At 73.8% G+C, this 17,357-nt stretch carries 11 protein-coding genes; 3 read left to right on the top strand and 8 right to left on the bottom strand.

Going from position 1 to position 17,357, the window contains the following annotated elements; genetic code table 11:
- Positions 1-10 precede the first annotated feature (10 nt).
- The 7 genes from aroA to ACFY8W_RS22880 all read right to left on the bottom strand — a co-directional run bounded on the left by aroA (position 11) and on the right by ACFY8W_RS22880 (position 12,338).
- The gene (gene aroA, locus ACFY8W_RS22910; RefSeq protein ID WP_391108109.1) at positions 11-1,258 is read right to left on the bottom strand and encodes a 3-phosphoshikimate 1-carboxyvinyltransferase; all 1,248 of its coding nucleotides are present in this window, start codon (positions 1,256-1,258) and stop codon (positions 11-13) included.
- 251 nt (positions 1,259-1,509) lie between these two features.
- A complete protein-coding gene (locus ACFY8W_RS22905) occupies positions 1,510-3,438 on the bottom strand; it encodes an acyl-CoA dehydrogenase family protein (protein WP_391108106.1) in 1,929 nt (642 codons plus the stop codon).
- A 166-nt stretch (positions 3,439-3,604) separates the two neighbouring features.
- Positions 3,605-5,050, bottom strand: coding sequence for an aldehyde dehydrogenase family protein (locus tag ACFY8W_RS22900; RefSeq protein ID WP_391108104.1), 1,446 nt, complete (start codon positions 5,048-5,050; stop codon positions 3,605-3,607).
- A gap of 172 nt (positions 5,051-5,222) precedes the next feature.
- A complete protein-coding gene (locus ACFY8W_RS22895; protein ID WP_391108101.1) occupies positions 5,223-6,518 on the bottom strand; it encodes a PQQ-binding-like beta-propeller repeat protein in 1,296 nt (431 codons plus the stop codon).
- 66 nt (positions 6,519-6,584) lie between these two features.
- Positions 6,585-7,565, bottom strand: a complete 981-nt coding sequence (locus tag ACFY8W_RS22890; RefSeq protein ID WP_391108099.1) for an EamA family transporter — start codon at positions 7,563-7,565, stop codon at positions 6,585-6,587.
- 204 nt (positions 7,566-7,769) lie between these two features.
- On the bottom strand, positions 7,770-9,362 hold the full coding sequence (locus ACFY8W_RS22885) for a PucR family transcriptional regulator ligand-binding domain-containing protein (protein ID WP_391108096.1): 1,593 nt from the start codon (positions 9,360-9,362) through the stop codon (positions 7,770-7,772).
- A 363-nt stretch (positions 9,363-9,725) separates the two neighbouring features.
- Complete coding sequence (locus ACFY8W_RS22880) at positions 9,726-12,338, bottom strand: ATP/GTP-binding protein (RefSeq protein WP_391108093.1); 2,613 nt, start codon at positions 12,336-12,338, stop codon at positions 9,726-9,728.
- A gap of 300 nt (positions 12,339-12,638) precedes the next feature.
- Between ACFY8W_RS22880 and gabT the strand changes: the two genes are divergently transcribed.
- The 3 genes from gabT to ACFY8W_RS22865 all read left to right on the top strand — a co-directional run bounded on the left by gabT (position 12,639) and on the right by ACFY8W_RS22865 (position 15,509).
- Positions 12,639-13,973 carry a 4-aminobutyrate--2-oxoglutarate transaminase gene (gene gabT / locus ACFY8W_RS22875; RefSeq protein ID WP_391108090.1) on the top strand — a complete coding sequence of 445 codons (1,335 nt, stop codon included), beginning with the start codon at positions 12,639-12,641 and terminating at the stop codon, positions 13,971-13,973.
- 109 nt (positions 13,974-14,082) lie between these two features.
- The gene (locus tag ACFY8W_RS22870) at positions 14,083-14,850 is read left to right on the top strand and encodes a phosphatase PAP2 family protein (RefSeq protein WP_391108087.1); all 768 of its coding nucleotides are present in this window, start codon (positions 14,083-14,085) and stop codon (positions 14,848-14,850) included.
- Positions 14,847-15,509 (top strand): hypothetical protein, encoded by a 663-nt coding sequence (locus ACFY8W_RS22865; RefSeq protein ID WP_391108084.1) that lies wholly within the window; start codon positions 14,847-14,849, stop codon positions 15,507-15,509. Before ACFY8W_RS22870 ends, ACFY8W_RS22865 begins: the two co-directional genes overlap by 4 nt.
- Here ACFY8W_RS22865 and ACFY8W_RS22860 read toward each other — a convergent pair.
- The gene (locus tag ACFY8W_RS22860) at positions 15,494-17,299 is read right to left on the bottom strand and encodes a carbohydrate binding domain-containing protein (protein WP_391108082.1); all 1,806 of its coding nucleotides are present in this window, start codon (positions 17,297-17,299) and stop codon (positions 15,494-15,496) included. The genes ACFY8W_RS22865 and ACFY8W_RS22860 overlap by 16 nt on opposite strands.
- Between the last annotated feature and the right edge of the window lie 58 nt (positions 17,300-17,357).

The following is a 17,357-nucleotide window of genomic DNA, read 5'->3' as shown; positions in this document are numbered from 1 at the left end:
CGTGCGCTCCTCACAGCCCCCGTGCGAAGGCTGCGAAAACGGTGTGGAAGTCCGGGAAGGTCTTCCGGACGCAGCCGGGGTCGTCGAAGGTGACGCCGGGCGTGCGCAGTGCGGTGACCGCGAAGGACATCACGATCCGGTGGTCGCCGTGGGTGGCGATCTCGACGGGTCCGGCCGGGGTTCCGGGCCGGATCTCGATCCAGTCGGGGCCGGTGGCGACGTCGATCCCGAGTCGGCGCAGGTTCTCGGCGCAGGCGTCGAGCCGGTCGCACTCCTTGACCCGGGTGTTGGCGACGTCCTCGATGCGTACGGGCCCGTCGGCGAAGGGCGCGAGCGCGGCGAGGGTGGGCATGGTGTCGGAGATGTCGCGCATGTTGACCGTGAGGCCGTGGAGGCTGCCGGTGGAGCGGACGGTCGTTCCGCCGTCACCGGTCTCGACCTCGGCGCCCATGCGGCGCAGCACGTCGACGAAGCCGAGGTCGCCCTGGAGGGCGCCGGTGCCGAGGCCGGGCACGGTGACGGCGCCGCCCGGGACGAGCGCGGCGGCGGCGAAGAAGTAGCTGGAGGTGGAGGCGTCGGGCTCGATCGCGTAGGTGGTCGCCCGGTAGCCGGTCGGGGCGACGGTGTACGTACGGCCTTCCGGACCGTCTTCGCGGGCGATCCGGGCGCCGAAGGCCCGCATCATCGCGAGGGTGATCTCGACGTACGGCTCCGAGACCAGGTCGGTGACGGTGATCGCGAGGCCCTCGGCGGTGAGCGGCCCGAGCATGAGCAGCGCGGTGAGGTACTGCGAGGACTGGCCGGCGTCGAGGCGGATCGCGCCGCCCTTGATGCCGTGGCCGTGGACCGTGAGCGGGTGGTGGCCCTCGCGCTCGCCGTGCGCCAGGTCGACGCCGAGTTCGCGCAGGGCGGTGGTGAGCGGCCCGAGCGGGCGGCGGCGCATCTGGGCGGAGGCGTCGAAACGGAAGGTGCCGTGCCCGGCGGCGGCGAGTGCGGGCAGGAAGCGCGCGGTGGTGGCCCCGTCCCGGCAGTACACGTCGGCCTCGCCGACCCCGGGCCCGGCGGGCCGCCCCTCGATGTGCCACGCGCCGGGCTCCTGCCGTACGGCGTAACCGAGGGCCTTCAGCCCTTCGGCGAAGCCCTCGGTGTCGTCGGACCGCAGCGGCCGGAGCAGCGTGGTGGTGCCTTCGGCGGCGGCGGCGAGGAAGAGCGCGCGGGCGGTGACGGACTTGGAGCCGGGGATGTCGATGACGGTCACGCCGCCATCCTGCCGCGCGGCGCACGGCGCCGGGGCACGCGTCCGGAGGGTGGACGGGATGGAGGGCCAGGCGCCCCGGCCCGGCCTGGCGGGTGCGGGGCCGCCCTTCGCCCGGCACCCGGTGCCGGCACCCTTCGTCCAGGTCCGGCGTCAGGCGCCGTCGCCGGTACGGTGAGGTGCCGGTACCGGTCAGGTGCAGGTGCCGGTCAGGTGCAGGTCAGGCGCCGGTGCCCGTCAGGTGCAGGTGCCCGTCAGGTGATCTTCCGGTGGACGTTCTCCTTCGTCGACGCCCCGGGGGTGGTGTCCGCGATCCAGGGGCCGTCGTCGCTCGGGTCGAGGATGCCCTCCTCCAGCCAGGTGTACCTGCCCGCCAGGACGCCGTCGACGACCTTGCGGTCCAGGTCGTCGGTGTTGGACCAGAGACGGCCGAAGAGCTCCGCGACACGGAGCCGGGCCTGGCGGCAGAAGGCGTCCGCGAGCTGGTGGGCCTCGCGGCCGTGGGCGCCGGTGGTGCGCAGCAGTTCGGCCCGTACGCAGACCGCGCTCATGGCGAAGAGTTCGGCGCCGATGTCGACGATCCGGCCGAGGAAGGCCTGCTTGAGCTCCATCCTCCCCTGCCAGCGCGACATGGCGTAGAAGGTGGAACGGGCGAGCTTGCGGGAGGTGCGCTCGACGTACCTCAGGTGGGTGGCGAGGTCGCCGAACTCCGCGTACGCGCCCGGGAGCTGCCCCTGGCCGGTGACGAGCTGCGGCAGCCAGCGGGCGTAGAAGCCGCCGGCCCGGGCACCCGCCTTCGCCTTGTCGGCGAGCGGCTTGTCGGGGTCGATGATGTCGCCGGCGACGGCGAGGTGGGCGTCGACGGCCTCACGGGCGATCAGCAGGTGCATGATCTCCGTGGAGCCCTCGAAGATCCGGTTGATGCGGAGGTCGCGAAGGACCTGTTCGGCGGGGACGGCCCGTTCGCCGCGCGCGGCGAGGGAGTCGGCGGTCTCGTAGCCGCGGCCGCCGCGGATCTGGACGAGTTCGTCGGCGATCTTCCAGGCCATCTCGGAGCCGTACAGCTTGGCGAGGGCGGCCTCGATGCGGATGTCGTTGCGGTCCTCGTCGGCCATCTGGGAGGCGAGGTCGACGACGGCCTCCAGGGCGAAGGCGGTGGCGGCGATGAAGGAGATCTTGGTGCCGACGGCCTCGTGCCGGGCGACGGGCTTGCCCCACTGCTCGCGTTCGGCGGCCCACTCGCGGGCGATCTTCAGACACCACTTGCCGGCGCCCGCGCAGGCGGCGGGCAGCGAGAGCCGGCCGGTGTTGAGGGTGGTCAGCGCGATCTTGAGGCCGGAGCCCTCGGGGCCGATGCGGTTCGCGGCCGGCACCCGCACCTGGTGGAAGCGGGTGACGCCGTTCTCCAGGCCGCGCAGGCCCATGAAGGCGTTGCGGTGCTCGACGGTGATGCCGGGCGAGTCGCCCTCGACGACGAAGGCGGTGATGCCGCCCCTGTGGCCCTCGGAGGCGGGGACGCGGGCCATGACGACGAGGAGGTCGGCCACGACGCCGTTCGTGGTCCACAGCTTCACGCCGTCCAGGACGTACGTGTCGTCGCCGTCGGGCACGGCCGTGGTGGCGAGCCGGGCCGGGTCGGAGCCGACGTCGGGTTCGGTGAGCAGGAAGGCGGAGATGTCGCTGCGGGCGAGCCGGGGCAGGAAGGCGTCCTTCTGCTCCTGGGTGCCGAAGATCTTCAGCGGCTGCGGTACGCCGATGGACTGATGGGCGGACAGCAGCGCGCCGAGCGCGGGGCTGGCCGAGCCCACCAGCGCGAGGGCCCGGTTGTAGTACAGCTGGGTGAGGCCGAGACCGCCGTACTTCGGGTCGATCTTCATGCCGAGCGCGCCGAGTTCCCTGAGGCCGCGGACGGTCTCGTCGGGGATGCGGGCCTCGCGCTCGATGCGGGCGCCGTCGACCTCGGTCTCGCAGAACGCCCGCAGCTTGGCGAGGAAGGCCTCGCCGCGCCGTACGTCCTCGTCGGCGGGCATCGGATGCGGATGGATGAGGTCCAGGCGGAAGCGGCCGAGGAAGAGTTCCTTGGCGAAGCTCGGCTTGTGCCAGTCCTGCTGGCGGGCCGCCTCGGCGACCTGCCTGGCCTCGCGTTCGGTGACCTTGGGCGGCCGCTGGGTGGGTGCGGACATGAGGAGCTCACCTCGCCGCTCGTCGGGAGCCTGGTTGGCTTGGCGTTACGTGGTGCTACTCGTCCGTCGTACCCGATATCGACGGCTTCGGAAAGACGAAGGGCGGTCCGAGCCCCCGCACAGTGGGCTCGGACCGCCGGTCTCTTCGTCCGTACGGGTGTACGGGCTAGAGCGCCAGGCCCGTCAGGACCAGGACGCGCTCGTAGGTGTAGTCGTCCATCGCGTACCTGACGCCCTCGCGGCCGACGCCGGAGCGCTTGGCGCCGCCGTACGGCATCTGGTCGGCGCGGTACGAGGGGACGTCGCCGACGATCACGCCGCCGACCTCGAGGGCGCGGTGGGCGCGGAAGGCGGCCTGGAGGTCGTGGGTGAAGACACCGGCCTGGAGGCCGAAGTCGGAGTCGTTGACCGCGGCGAACGCCTCGGCCTCGCCGTCGGCCTTGGCGACGGTCAGGACCGGGCCGAAGACCTCGGCGCGGGCCAGGGTGACGTCGGCCGGGAGCTCGGTGAGGACGGTCGGGGCGTAGGTGGCGCCCTCGCGCTTGCCGCCGGCGAGCAGCTTGGCACCGGCCGCGACGGCCTCGTCCACCCAGGCCTCGACGCGCTTGGCGGCGTTCTCGTCGACGAGCGGGCCGACGTCGGTGGCGTCGTCCGCCAGGTCGCCGGTGACCTGGGCCTCGACCGCGGCGACGATCTTCGGCAGCAGGCGGTCGTAGACGGAGGCGTCGGCGATCACGCGCTGCACGGAGATGCAGGACTGGCCGCCCTGGTAGTTGGAGAAGGTCGCGATGCGGCTCGCGGCCCAGTCCAGGTCGGCCTCGGAGGACCAGTCCGGGAGGACGACGGCGGCGGCGTTGCCGCCGAGCTCCAGGGTGCAGTGCTTGTGCGGCACGGACTCCTGGATGGCGTAGCCGACCTTGTCGGAGCCGGTGAAGGAGATGACCGGGAGGCGCTCGTCCTGGACCAGGGCGGGCATGCGGTCGTTCGGCACGGTCAGGATCGACCAGGAGCCGGCCGGCAGGTCCGTCTCGGCCAGCAGCTCGCCCAGGATGAGGGAGGAGATCGGGGTGGCCGGGGCCGGCTTGAGGATGATGGGGGCGCCGACGGCGATGGCCGGGGCGACCTTGTGGGCGCTGAGGTTCAGCGGGAAGTTGAACGGCGCGATGCCGAGCACGACGCCCTTGGGGATGCGGCGGGTCAGCGCGAGCCGGCCGGCGCCGCCGGCCTCGGTGTCGAGGCGCTGGGCCTCGCCGGCGTTCCAGCGACGGGCCTCCTCGGCGGCGAACCGGAAGACGGAGACGGCACGGCCGACCTCGCCGCGGGCCCACTTGATGGGCTTGCCGTTCTCCGCGGAGATGACCTGGGCGATCTCCTCGGTGCGCTCGGCGAGACGCTTCGACACGTGGTCGAGGGCGGCGGCGCGGACGTGCGCGGGGGTCGCGGCGAACTCGTCGACGACGGCGTGCGCGGCGGCGACGGCCTCCTCGACCTGGGCCTCGGTGGGCACGCTGACCTTGCCGACCAGACGTCCGTCGAAGGAGTTCGTGACGTCGAAGGTGGCCTCGCCGGTGGCCTCGCGGCCGGCGAGCCAGAAGGCGTGGGTGGTCGTCATTGCGTACCGGCCCTTTCCGTATCGGTGCATCGCTGGAGGGTGCGAGGGGGGTGCTCTCGCGCTCTTGTGACACGTTAGGGCGAAGCGGGCGGACGGGCGCTTGTCCGGTGTGGAGTGGTGGGTGGGGGCGACTGTCCGCTTTGGCGGAAGCGGACAGGGGGCGCGCCCGCCGTCACCAGGTGCGGTACGCGGAGAAGGGGCGCCGGGCGTCTTCGCCCCAGCGGGCGGCGATGTACAGGTCCTCGTAGCGGAAGAGGCCGGTGAGCTCGTCGTTGCCGTCGTCCGTGTCGTGGTCGAAGGTGCGCTCGTCGACCGTCTCGCCCGAGGCCGAGTCGTAGACGTACAGCTCGTCCAGGCCCTTCCTGGAGTGGGTGAAGACCGCCACGCGGCCGTTTCCGGCGTACATCCCGGTGATCTCCCGCCAGCCCCAGGTCTCCGTGCTCCACACCTCCTTCCCGGTCGCCAGGTCGAAGGCGGAGACGCTGCTGGACCCGGCGAAGAGCTTCCCGTCGGCGACGGCCGGCGGACGGCCGCCGAAGGCGTCGATCTGTCCCTGACGGCGGCCGTCGGGACCGAAGGCGAGGTAGGCGTGCAGGCCGTGCCCCACCGGCTCCTGGACCTGCAGCACGATCGGTTCGGCGGACAGGAAGGACATGAAGGCGTTCGCGGCGACGGGACGCCGGGCGCCCAGCGGAACGGTCCACCGCGCCTTTCCGTCGGCCGGGTCGAAGGCGGCCAGCTTCGCCTCGGTCGCGCACTGGAGGGCGGCGAGCACCTGCTCCGACGCGACGGCGACACGGCGCGGGAGGCAGCCCTTCGGCACGGCGGCCTTCCAGCGCGGGGCGCCGGTCCGCAGGTCGAAGGCTCGCAGTGCCCGGTCACCGGGGAGCACGCGCGGCGCGCCCGCCGCCGGTTCCCGGCCGGGTTCCCCGCCCCAGCGCTCGTCCTCGTCGCGGAGCACGGCGAGGCCTGCCCCGGTGGCGACGACGTCGGACTCGTCCTTCGGGTCACCGGTGTCCGGCCGGCGGTCGGTGCGCCACAGCTCGCGGCCGTCCTTCAGGTCGATCGCGGCGACGGTGGCGCAGCCCTTGTCACCCTCCATGAGGCCGATCAGCGCCACGGAGTCGGCCACGGCGCTACTGGTGGCGCAGATCTCGGCCCGGCCGGGCACGGCGTACTCCCAGCGGCGCTTACCCGTACCGGCGTCGAAGGCGGTGACGGCGTCGAAGCGGCTGCGGACGACGGTGTCCCCGACGAGCCAGGCCGCGTTGCCGTACTCGGCGGCGGTCTTGTCTTCCGGGGTCTCCCAGACGCGCTCCATCGCGTCCCCCGGCAGGTTGCCGGTGTCGGAGGCGACGCACGAGGCGATGCCTCCGACGAGGGCGAGCGGGACACCGAGCAGGACCAGCACGGCGAGCGCCCACCGCCACGGCCCCGGTCGTGTGCTGTCGGTTGCGCGATCTGCCATCCGGATCCCCACCCCTGGCTCGAATCGAAGGAAGTTCGAAGCCCCGTCAGCGTAGGGGACGTGTGATCACCCGCGCCGCTCGGTCGACACGATCAGACAGACGCCGGCGACGACGATCGCGCCGCCGAGCATGATCGACCAGGTCAGGGCCTCGTTCAGGATCAGCGCGCCGAGGGCCACGGCGACGACGGGGTTGACGTACGCGTAGGTGGACACGAGCGAGATCGGCGCGGTCTGGATGAGCCAGGCGTACGCGGTGAAGGCGACGAGCGAGCCGAAGACGATCAGGTACGCGAGGGCGGCCCAGGAGCGGCCGGAGACCGCCGACAGGTCGAGACCGTGCTGCTCGCCGCGGAGGAGCCCGACGCCGAGGCCCGCTAGGCCGCCCGCGAGCATCTCGTACGCGCTGGCGGTGAAGGGGCTCGCGGGCATCGGGATCCGCCCCGCGGAGAACGAGCCGAGTGCCCACAGGAGCGCGCCGACGACGACCAGCACGACTCCGCCGATCGCGATCTCGCCGCTGAGCCCGGGAAGGGTGAGCACGCCGAGCCCCGTCAGGCCGAGCAGCACACCGGCGATCCCGCCGACGCTCGGCCGGTCGCCGAAGGCGGCCTTGAGCAGCACGACCCAGGCGGGCACGACGGCGACGAGCAGCGCGGCGAGACCGGACGGGATCGAGGTCTCGGCCAGCACGACGAGGCCGTTGCCCCCGACGAGCAGCAGCAGACCGACCACGGCCGCCGAGGCCAGCTGACGCGGACTCACCTTCAGCGCGGCCGGCCCCTGCCGCCACGCGATGACGGCCAGGAGGATCAGTCCGGCCGTCACGAACCGGGCGCCTGCCGACAGGAACGGCGGCATGGTCTCGACGACGACCCTGATGCCGAGGTACGTGGACCCCCAGACGACGTACACGATCGCGAGCGCCACCCAGACGGCGACGGGGATCCGGCGGACGGCGAGGGAGGCGGACGGCGGAGGCGAGGAGGGCGGGAGCGGGGACTGCTGGGCCTCGGATGCGGCCGGTTCGCCGGCAGGACGTGTCATGCACAGGAGATTACGGAGCGACGGCGTCCAGGACCAGGAATCCTGCCCGTGATCGGGCAGGATCGCGGCGGAACGGTGATTCGGCGAGCCCCGGCCCTCCGACGCTCCGGGCCCCGTCCGGGGGGGACTCGGACCGTCCGGCCTCCGCGTCCACCGGCGCCGTCGGTCACGGCGGGCGGTCACGCCGCGGGCACCCCGCCGCGTTCAGCCGGCCGGCTTCGCCGGTGTGCCCGGGGTCGGTTCGCCCGTGGTCTTCAGGGCCAGCCACAGCTCCATCCGCACGTCCGGGTCGTCGAGCGAGCGGCCCAGGATCTCCTCCACCCGGCGCATCCGGTAGCGGAGCGTGTGGCGGTGGACGCCCAGGTCGGCGGCGGCCGCGTCCCACTGCCCGTGGCGGGACAGCCAGGCGCGCAGTGAGGCGACCAGGTCGCCGCGGCCGGTCGCGTCGTGTTCGTACAGGGCCCGCAGCAGGCCGTCGGCGAAGGCGCGGACCGCGTCGTCGGCGAGGAGGGGCAGGACGGAGCCGGCCGCCAGTTCCTCGTGCTCGACCAGGGCGCGGCCGCGCCGCCGGGCCACCGAGAGCGCCTGTTCGGCCTGCTTGTAGGCGGCGGCCGCGGCGATCGGGCCGGTCGGGGCCGAGAGCCCGACGACGAGGCCGGCCTCCTCCGCCTCCCGCGTCGCGTACGCCTCGCACGCGGTGACCACCGCTCCCCCGTCGCCGGCCAGGACCACGAGCCGTTCCCCGCCCTCCGGGCCTTCCGGCACGGTCAGGACCGACTCGCCCGCACGGGCGGCCGCGGCCTCCAGCGTCTCGGCGAGCACCGCGAGCGGCGGCTCGCCCTCCTTCGGTTCGGCCGACGCGACCGGTTCGGCGATGAGCAGCCGGAACGGCGCGTCGAGCAGCCCGCCGTACAGGTCGCCCGCCACCCCCCGCGCGTGGTCCGGCTGACCGGCGAGCAGCATCCGCAGCACCGCCGCGCCGAGCCGCTGTTCGGCGGCCTGGAGCGAGCGGGACCGTTCCGTGGTGAGGGTGAGCAGGGCGATCGCCGAGTGCACGGCATAGCGCTCGGCCGTGCCCAGGGGTGCTCCCGTGCCGACCGCGAGCGCTCCGCGCACGCGTCGCCCGGTGCCGAGGGACTGCAGCTCGACCCGGTCGTCCGTGCCCCCGACGACGGCGCTCGCTGGCGCGGGCCGCTCCCGGAGCCGTTCCACGTCGGCCGTGAGCCGGGCGGCCCGGCGCGTCGCCCACTCGGGCGCGACTGCGAGGACGGTGCCGGAGGTGTCGTACAGCGCGGCCCAGCCGTCGACGTGCGCGGCGAGCCGGGCGACGACGGCGTCGGGGCCCTCGGCGAGCGCGGCCCTGGTCAGCTCGCGCTGCGCCTCGAAACCGGCGGTCACGGCCCGGTACTGGTCGGCGGCGATGGCCGCGGACACGGCCTTGCTGATGGCGAGGAACGGTGTCCGCCGCGGCACTTCGAGCAGCGGCAGGTGCTCCTCGCCGGCCGCTTCGAGCAGCGCGGCCGGGATGTCCTCGTAGTTGACGCCGACGGCGAAGCCGAGCCCGACGACACCGGCGCCGAGCAGCCGTCGCACATAGCGCCGCATCGCCTCGGGGTCCTCGGCGTCGAGCGTGAGGCCGGTGGTGAGCAGCAGTTCGCCGCCCTCCATGTAGGGGACGGGATCGGTGAGCTCGCTGACGTGGGCCCAGCGCACGGGGGTGTCGAGGCGGTCCTCACCGGCACGGACGGTGAGCTTGAGCGCCGAGTGCTGGACGAGCGAGGCGAGGGTGGGCGGCATTGGGGACCGTCGGACCTTTGAGGTTCTGGTGCTGGGGAGGGGAGCTGCGCGCGGGGGCGGGGTCGCGTGGGGCGGGGAGGCGGGCGGCCCGTGGGGGCGGGCGTGCCCCTGATTCTGCCAGCCCGCACCGGGCCCCGCCCTCGCCCGTACGCCGTCGATTCCTGCGGCCCGGCCCTCGCCCGTGCGCCATCGTTCCCTCCGGCCGGGCCCTCGCCCGTGCACCGCCGTTCCCTGCGGCCGGGCCCTCCCCCGTGCGCCATCGTTCCCTGCGGCCCCGCCCTCGCCCGTACACCGCGTCTCCCTGCGGCCCGCCCATCGCCCCTACGCCGTCCTTTCCCCCGGCGTCGGCCCCGCCCGCCCCGCTCAGCCGCGCAGGTCGACCAGGAGCGGCGGGGTGTGCTCGCCGCCGACGTGGGTGAGGGACAGGACGGCGTGGCCGGGCGGCACGGCGTGGGCGAGGTCGGAGGCGGACCAGCGCTCGCGCTCGACCTCGCGCACCGTCACCGCCTCCGTCGTCACGGCCTTGCCGGTCATCAGCTTGCGGAGGGCGTGGAAGGCCCGGGTCATCGGCTGGTCGGCGAAGACGGTGTGGTGGGCGACCTCGGTGGTCTCCACCCGTTCGGTGCCCCACGCCTCGGCGAAGGCCCGGCCGTCCCAGTTGGGGATGCCCGCGAACGCCATCCGGCAGCCGACGACCGCGAGCAGCGGCCCGTGCAGCGCGGCCGGCACCTCCGCGAGGGTGCGCAGGGCGAGGACGACGCCGGCGTTCTGCGGACGCAGCCGCTGCAGGGCCCGCACCGTGCCGGAGGTGAGCGCGCCCGCCGCGTCGTCGAGCACCAGGCAGGCGAAGTGGCCGCGCGCCGAACGGTCCCGGTCCCGTACGACGGACTGGAACTGGGCGAGCAGCAGCCGGTTGAGGAGCCGGGCGGCCTCCTCGTGGGCGCCGTCGGGAAGGCCGATCCGCACCCGTACGGGGTGCTGGGCCACGGCCCGGAGCGAGAACGGGCGGCTGTCCGCGCCGCCGCCGAAGAACTCCGCGAACACCGGCCGGTCGAGCGCCGCAAGCCGGTCGGCGAGGACGGGGCCGAGGTCGGTCGCGGTGCCGACCTGGCGGATCCGGGACTCCAGCTCGCGCCGCATCGCCTGGGCGGCGGCGTCCCCGGGCAGCAGGTCGAGCAGGGTCCGCAGGGTCTCGGGGCGGGCCTCGAGGAGTTCGCGGAGCACCGGGACGGTGGGGAAGCGGTCGTACGCGGCCCGGTAGGGGCCGATGAGCTGGGCGAGGACGGTCGCGGCGCGGCGGGTCTCCACGCCCTCCATGTCGCCGACGAGTCCTTCGGCGAGGAAGGCGGCGGCCTCGTCGGGGTCGGTGGCCCCGGCGTAGAGGTCGAGGTCGTACGGCGAGGACGGGTCGCCGAGCCGGATCACGACGTCGTACGCCCCGTCGGGGCCGAGCGGGGCGCCGGCCGCGGCGACGGCGACGACGGAGCAGCCGCCCGCGAGGGCCTGCAGGGTGAGCGACTCGACGACCGGGGCGACGAGCGAGCGGGTCTTGCCGGAGCCGGAGGGGCCGACGGCGAGCAGCGAGGTGCCGAGGAGTCCGGGGTCGAGGGCGAGACCGGCCTGGTGGTAGGGGCGGGGAGTGCGTTCGCCGGCCGGGTAGCGCCCGACCCGGACCTGGCCGAGGAGCAGGTCGTGCGCGGCGGCGCGGCCGGGCAGATCACGGTCGCCGGACGGGTGGCCGCCCACGGCCGGCCCGTCGCGGAGCAGCTTGCCGACGAGGGCGGAGCGGCGTACGGCGTCGTGCCCGGTGTCCTGCCAGGCGCGCCGGACCCGGGCGCAGTCGACGTCGTTCATCCGGCCGTCGGCGACGGCGGCGGCGAGCAGGTCCGCGGCCTGCCGCTCGCCGGCCTCGCGCAGCTCGGGCCACTGGGAGCGGGGGACGGCGGGCCCGGTGGGCGCGGTGGGCGCGGCCTGGGCGGCGGCGGCCGCGGCGGTACGGGCGCGCCGGGCACGGACGAGGCCCTTCCAGTCGCCGAGCCGGGCGAACGGCCAGAGGACGAGGAGGGTGATCAGCGTGTAGAGGGTGTAGACGACGAACGGCGAGGTGAAGACGTCGAATCCGCCGGTGAGCAGGGCGACGAGCGCCAGCACCGGCGACACGACGGGCAGCGGGTCCCAGTCGAGGCCGAAGGCCTCGGGCCAGACGAGGACGAGGGTGCCGAGGGCCATGGCGCCCGCGAGGGCGGCGCGGGCGCCGGGGCGGAACCGGCCCACGTAGTGCCGGACGATCGTGCGCCAGGAGCCGAGGAAGCCGATGGCGGCGACGAGGACGAGGAGGAACACGCCGTCGTACATCGCGCGGGCCGCCTGGCCGTGCCAGTCCACGGGAGCGGTGGTGGCCGGGTACCACCATTCCCTGGGCGTGAGCAGCCACAGGAACTCGGGCTTGTACGGGAAGACCTCGGAGCGCCAGGCGGACCAGGCGAGGAGTCCGATCGCCACCGGGATCAGCATCCCGGCGATGGTGACGGGCGCGAGCCGTTCGGGTCCGTCGGGGCCGGGCGGCACGTGCCGGAACCGCCAGATCCCCGGCCCCGCCTCCGGCCGTGGCGCGTCCAGCCACTCGGCGACCGGGCTCGTGGCGCCGGGCGCCCGGACCGGGCGCGGCGGCGCGCCGGGTGGCGCGGGCGCTCCGGCGGGCGCCGGTGCGTGCTCCGGCGCCGTCACCCCGCCCGGGCTCACGGACGGCGCTGCGGACGGGACCGGCGGTGCGGACGGCACGGGCGGCACGGACACCGCGGGCGGCACAGGTGACGCGGCCGGACGCGGTGCCCCAGGGGGCGCGGCTCCGTCCGGCGGCACGGGCGGGGCGGCCGGGGCGCTCGCGGCCGTCGGGGCTTCACCCGGCGGTGTCGCCGGCCGGGGCACCTCGGCTCCCCGGGTGCCGCTCGACTCGTACGTACCGTCGGTCTCCATGAACCCCTGCCCCCTGACCAGCCAGGTCGCCGCAACTGTGCCACCGTCAATCTAGTGGCCCGGGGCCGCCCCGGAGGGGATTCGCCCACCCGTACGGCCCATCGCCGCCCGGGAGGAGCACGGGCACCGGCCGGGCGCGGCCACGGGGCGGGCCGAGGGCCACGGGGCCGTCGCCATGTCCATCGCGGACAACGACACACCCCACAACACTCCCGATCGGCGCATGCCCGACCCCCTCCCCCGCGCCTAGCCTGCGGAGGAAACCCGCAAGTGCGTCCAGAACACCCCCAGGAGCCCCGCATGAACGCTGTCCCGCAGGAGCGGCGCGTCGTCACCGCCATCCCCGGCCCGAAGTCGCAGGAGCTTCAGGCCCGCCGTCTCGACGCGGTCGCCGGTGGCGTGGGCTCCACGCTGCCGGTGTTCACCAAGCGGGCCGGCGGCGGCATCATCGAGGACGTCGACGGCAACCTGCTGATCGACTTCGGTTCCGGCATCGCCGTGACCTCCGTGGGCGCCTCCGCCGAGGCCGTCGTGCGCCGCGCCTCCGCGCAGCTCCAGGACTTCACCCACACCTGTTTCATGGTGACGCCGTACGAGGGTTACGTGGAGGTCTGCGAGGCGCTGGCCGAGCTGACCCCGGGCGACCACGCCAAGAAGTCGGCGCTGTTCAACTCGGGCGCCGAGGCGGTCGAGAACGCGGTCAAGATCGCCCGTTCGTACACCAAGCGCCAGGCCGTCGTCGTCTTCGACCACGGCTACCACGGCCGTACCAACCTCACCATGGGCATGACGGCGAAGAACATGCCGTACAAGCAGGGCTTCGGCCCGTTCGCGCCCGAGGTCTACCGCGTGCCGGTCGCCTACGGCTACCGCTGGCCCACGGGTGCCGAGAACTGCGGTCCCGAGGCCGCCGCCCAGGCGATCGACAACATCACCAAGCAGATCGGTGCCGAGAACGTCGCCGCGATCGTCATCGAGCCGGTGCTCGGCGAGGGCGGCTTCATCGAGCCGGCCAAGGGCTTCCTGCCGGCGATCGTGAAGTTCGCCAACGACAACGGCATCGTCTTCGTCGCGGACGAGATCCAGGCCGGCTTCTGCCGTACCGGCCAGTGGTTCGCCTGCGAGGACGAGGGCATCGTCCCGGACCTCATCACCACCGCCAAGGGCATCGCGGGCGGTCTGCCGCTCGCGGCCGTGACCGGCCGCGCCGAGATCATGGACTCCGTGCACGGTGGCGGCCTCGGCGGCACCTACGGCGGCAACCCGGTCGCGTGCGCCGGTGCCCTGGGCGCCATCGAGACCATGAAGGAGCTCGACCTCAACGGCAAGGCCAAGCGCATCGAGGAGGTCATGAAGGGCCGCCTCACCGCGATGCAGGAGAAGTTCCCGGTCATCGGTGACATCCGCGGCCGCGGCGCCATGATCGCGATCGAGCTGGTGAAGGACCCGGCGACCAAGGAGCCGTTCGCCGAGGCCGCCGCCGCGCTCGCCAAGTACTGCCACAACGAGGGCGTCCTGGTCCTCACCTGTGGCACCTACGGCAACGTGCTGCGCTTCCTGCCGCCGCTGGTCATCGGCGAGGACCTGCTGAACGAGGGCCTGGACGTCATCGAGGCGGCGCTCGCCCAGATCTGACGGCCGAGCGGCGACTTCTGACACCCTGTGTGAAGAAGCTGTGGGGGGCCGATGGCGGGATGGAGTTCCGGCTGTCGGTCCCCTCTTTCGTGCCGTACGGTTTCTGCAGATGAGAGAAACACCCAGGGCGGAGCCTCCCCAGCCCCGCCCGCACCGTGCCTTCGCGCACACCACTGGAGCCCTGGGCTCCGGAACTCCTCACCGATCGGATGGCCGCCCGCCCCACACCCCCCGGGGCGCGCGGCAGCCCGGTCCAGGCGACCGCCCCGGAACCACCCCCCCTGTTCCGGGGCGGTCGGCTGTCTTCTGGGCGATCGTCGCCTTCTCCGTCGTCACCTGGCAGGTCCTCGTCCACGGCCCGCTGGCCGGGCTCGACGAACGCCTCTCCCGCGCCCTGGTGGACACCGTCCCGCGCGGCCTGAGCGAGGCCGCCTCGGACCTGGGCGACATGGCCGTCGCCCTCCCGGTCCTCGGCTGCGCCATGGCGTACGCCGCGTGGCGCGGCCGGCGCGCCGCGGCCCTCTGCGCGGGCCTGGCGATGGCCCTCGTCCCGCTCCTGGTCGTCCCGCTGAAGATCTGGACCGCCCGCCCGGGCCCGCTGGAGCCCTGGGCCGCCGGCTACTTCCCCTCGGGCCACACGGCGACGGCGATGGTGGCGTACTTCGGCGCGGCCTCCCTGCTGTCGCGCCGCCTGCTGCCCGTCGCCGCCGTCCTCACGGCGGTGACGGCCACCGGGCTGGTCCTGCGCGGCTTCCACTGGCCGTTGGACGTGCTGGCCTCCGTCGCGCTGTGCCTGCCCCTGCTGCGCTGGCCGCTCTTCGCGGCGCGGTACGGTCGCGCTGCCCGCACCCGAACGGACGAACCGGAGCACCCATGACGATCCACCGGCCCGGACTGCCGGCCGACCTGCCCGACCCCGAACTCCTGTGGGCGCGCTGGGCCCTGAACGCGGTGGTCCAGGCGACGACCGAGAAGGAGGGGGAGGGGATCCACCGGACCGGCATCTGGATCGACGACGAGGGACTCCACCTCGACGACTGCGGCTGTACCTGGTGGACGTTCTCCCGGATGGACGAGGGCCGTTACGTGCTGTACGGCGAGGACGAGTCGAGCGGCTGCAAGTGGTACGAGCCGCCGGTCGACATGCTGGCCGGCGGCCCCGACTGGCTGCCCTACGAGGAACTGCGCGACCGGCTCGAGGGCAACGAGCTGGGCTGCGTGTACTGGTACGAGAACGGCGCCTGGGGCCGGGCCCCGTACCCCGGGGACCTGGACGACGACGGACTCGACTGCGGGATGAGCCGGTTCGTGGAGCGGGACGAGGCGCTGGGCCTGCTGGCGGACCTCGTGGCGTACGACCGGCCCGCGGCGGAGATCCTGATGACGGCCGCGGAGGCGCGGCGGCTGACGCCTGAGCTGCTGGCGGCGCACGTCGTCGCGGAGGACCGCGGCGACCCGGACCTTCCGGCGATGGTCCGGGCGCTGCGGCGGACGGGGCTGGAGCAGGAGCCGGCGGCGGGTCAGCTCCAGGCGTAGGCGTCGAAGTTCCGGCTGAACTCCCCGTTGCCGAAGCGGTCCCAGTTGATCGACCAGGTCATCAGGCCGCGCAGGCCGGGCCAGGTGCCGTGGGTCTGGTAGGAACCGCAGTCGGTCTTCCTCGTCAGGCAGTTCAGTGCCTTGTTCACCTCGGCCGGGGCGGTGTGTCCGTTGCCGGCCTGGGGGGAGGCGGGGAGGCCGATGGCGACCTGCTCGGGGCGGAGGGCCGGGAAGACGCGGTCGGTGTTGCCGGCGACCGGGAAGCCGGTGAGCAGCATGTCGGTCATCGCGATGTGGAAGTCCGCGCCGCCCATGGAGTGGTACTGGTTGTCCAGGCCCATGACGGGGCCCGAGTTGTAGTCCTGGACGTGCAGCAGGGTGAGGTCGTCGCGCAGGGCGTGGATGACCGGGAGGTAGGCGCCGGCGCGCGGGTCCTGGCCGCCCCAGGGTCCGGAGCCGTAGTACTGGTAGCCGAGCTGGACGAAGAAGGTCTCCGGGGCCATGGTGAGGACGAACGCGGCGCCGTACTTCGCCTTGAGGGTCCTGACCGCCTGGATCAGGTTGACGATGACCGGGCTGGTCGGGTTGCGGAAGTCGGTGTCGCCGGTCTGCAGCGAGAGCGAGTGGCCCTCGAAGTCGATGTCGAGGCCGTCGAGGCCGTACTCGTCGATGATCTTCGAGACGGACGAGACGAAGGTGTCGCGGGCGGCCGTGGTGGAGAGCTGGACCTGGCCGTTCTGCCCGCCGATGGAGATGAGGACCTTCTTGCCGGCGGCCTGCTTGGCCTTGATGGCGGCCTTGAAGTCGGCCGGGGACTCGACGTTCGGGCATTCCGTCGCCGGGCACAGGCGGAAGCGGATGTCGCCGGAGGTGACCGAGGTCGGCTCGCCGAAGGCGAGGTTGATGACGTCCCAGGAGTCGGGCACGTCGGCCATGCGGGTGTAACCGGAGCCGTTGGCGAAGCTGGCGTGGAGGTAGCCCACGAGGGCGTGGGCGGGCAGGCCGCCGCCCGGGGTGCCGCCGCCTCCCGAGGTGGTCGTGACGGACACGGAGGCGGACTTCGCCGACTCGCCCGCGCTGTTGGCGGCGGAGACCTGGAAGCCGTACGAGGTGCCGGGCGCGAGGCCGGTGGCGGTGTACGAGGTGCCGGTGACGGTGGCGATGAGGACGCCGTCCCGGTAGAGCCGGTACGAGGTGGCGCCGGGGACGGCGGGCCAGGTGAGCGTCACGGCCGTGGAGGTCGGGGAGCCGGCCGTGAGACCGGTGGGCGTCCCGGGCGGCTGCACGGGGTCGCCGCCGGGGCCGAGCAGGGACAGGTCGTCGGCGTGGTACGCGCCGGTGCCGTACCAGCCGTGGGTGTAGAGGGTGACCGAGGTGGTGGAGGCGCCGGTGGTGAAGGTGGTGGCGAGCTTCTGCCAGTCGGGGGCCGACTGGGTCCAGGTGGAGACGTCGGTGGTACCGATGCCGGAGGCGCCGAGGTGAACGTAGGAGCCGCGGACCCAGCCGCTCAGCGTGTAGGTGGAGTTCGGCTTGACGGTGACGGTCTGCGAGCACCTGGCGTTGTCGCTGCCCGCCGGTGTCGCCTGCAGGGCCTTCGTCCCGCCGTGCACGGGCGACGCGACGACGGCGCCGCTGCCGGCCGTGCAGCTCCAGCCGTCGAGGCCGGACTCGAAACCGCCGTTGCGGGCGAGCTCGGCGTCGGCGGCCTGGGCCGTTGGAGTGAGCGCCGCGATCCCGCCGGCCGCGAGCACGCCTGCCAGCAGGAGGTTCAGGGGTCTGGTGCGGTCCACAACTGCCTCCGGGGGTGGGGGAATCGAGGTGGAGCGCGCCACAGCATGGTCCAGACCA

The organism is Streptomyces sp. NPDC012637, assembly GCF_042954805.1.
GTDB lineage: Bacteria > Actinomycetota > Actinomycetes > Streptomycetales > Streptomycetaceae > Streptomyces.
This window is presented reverse-complemented; position numbering and strand designations above follow the sequence as displayed.

Coding starts and splice junctions, on each gene's coding strand:
- ACFY8W_RS22905 (WP_391108106.1), bottom strand. CDS start 3,438: ATGTCCGCACCCACCCAGCGGCCGCCCAAGGTCACCGAACGCGAGGCC.
- ACFY8W_RS22900 (WP_391108104.1), bottom strand. CDS start 5,050: ATGACGACCACCCACGCCTTCTGGCTCGCCGGCCGCGAGGCCACCGGC.
- ACFY8W_RS22895 (WP_391108101.1), bottom strand. CDS start 6,518: ATGGCAGATCGCGCAACCGACAGCACACGACCGGGGCCGTGGCGGTGG.
- ACFY8W_RS22890 (WP_391108099.1), bottom strand. CDS start 7,565: ATGACACGTCCTGCCGGCGAACCGGCCGCATCCGAGGCCCAGCAGTCC.
- ACFY8W_RS22885 (WP_391108096.1), bottom strand. CDS start 9,362: ATGCCGCCCACCCTCGCCTCGCTCGTCCAGCACTCGGCGCTCAAGCTC.
- ACFY8W_RS22880 (WP_391108093.1), bottom strand. CDS start 12,338: ATGGAGACCGACGGTACGTACGAGTCGAGCGGCACCCGGGGAGCCGAG.
- gabT (WP_391108090.1), top strand. CDS start 12,639: ATGAACGCTGTCCCGCAGGAGCGGCGCGTCGTCACCGCCATCCCCGGC.
- ACFY8W_RS22870 (WP_391108087.1), top strand. CDS start 14,083: ATGAGAGAAACACCCAGGGCGGAGCCTCCCCAGCCCCGCCCGCACCGT.
- ACFY8W_RS22865 (WP_391108084.1), top strand. CDS start 14,847: ATGACGATCCACCGGCCCGGACTGCCGGCCGACCTGCCCGACCCCGAA.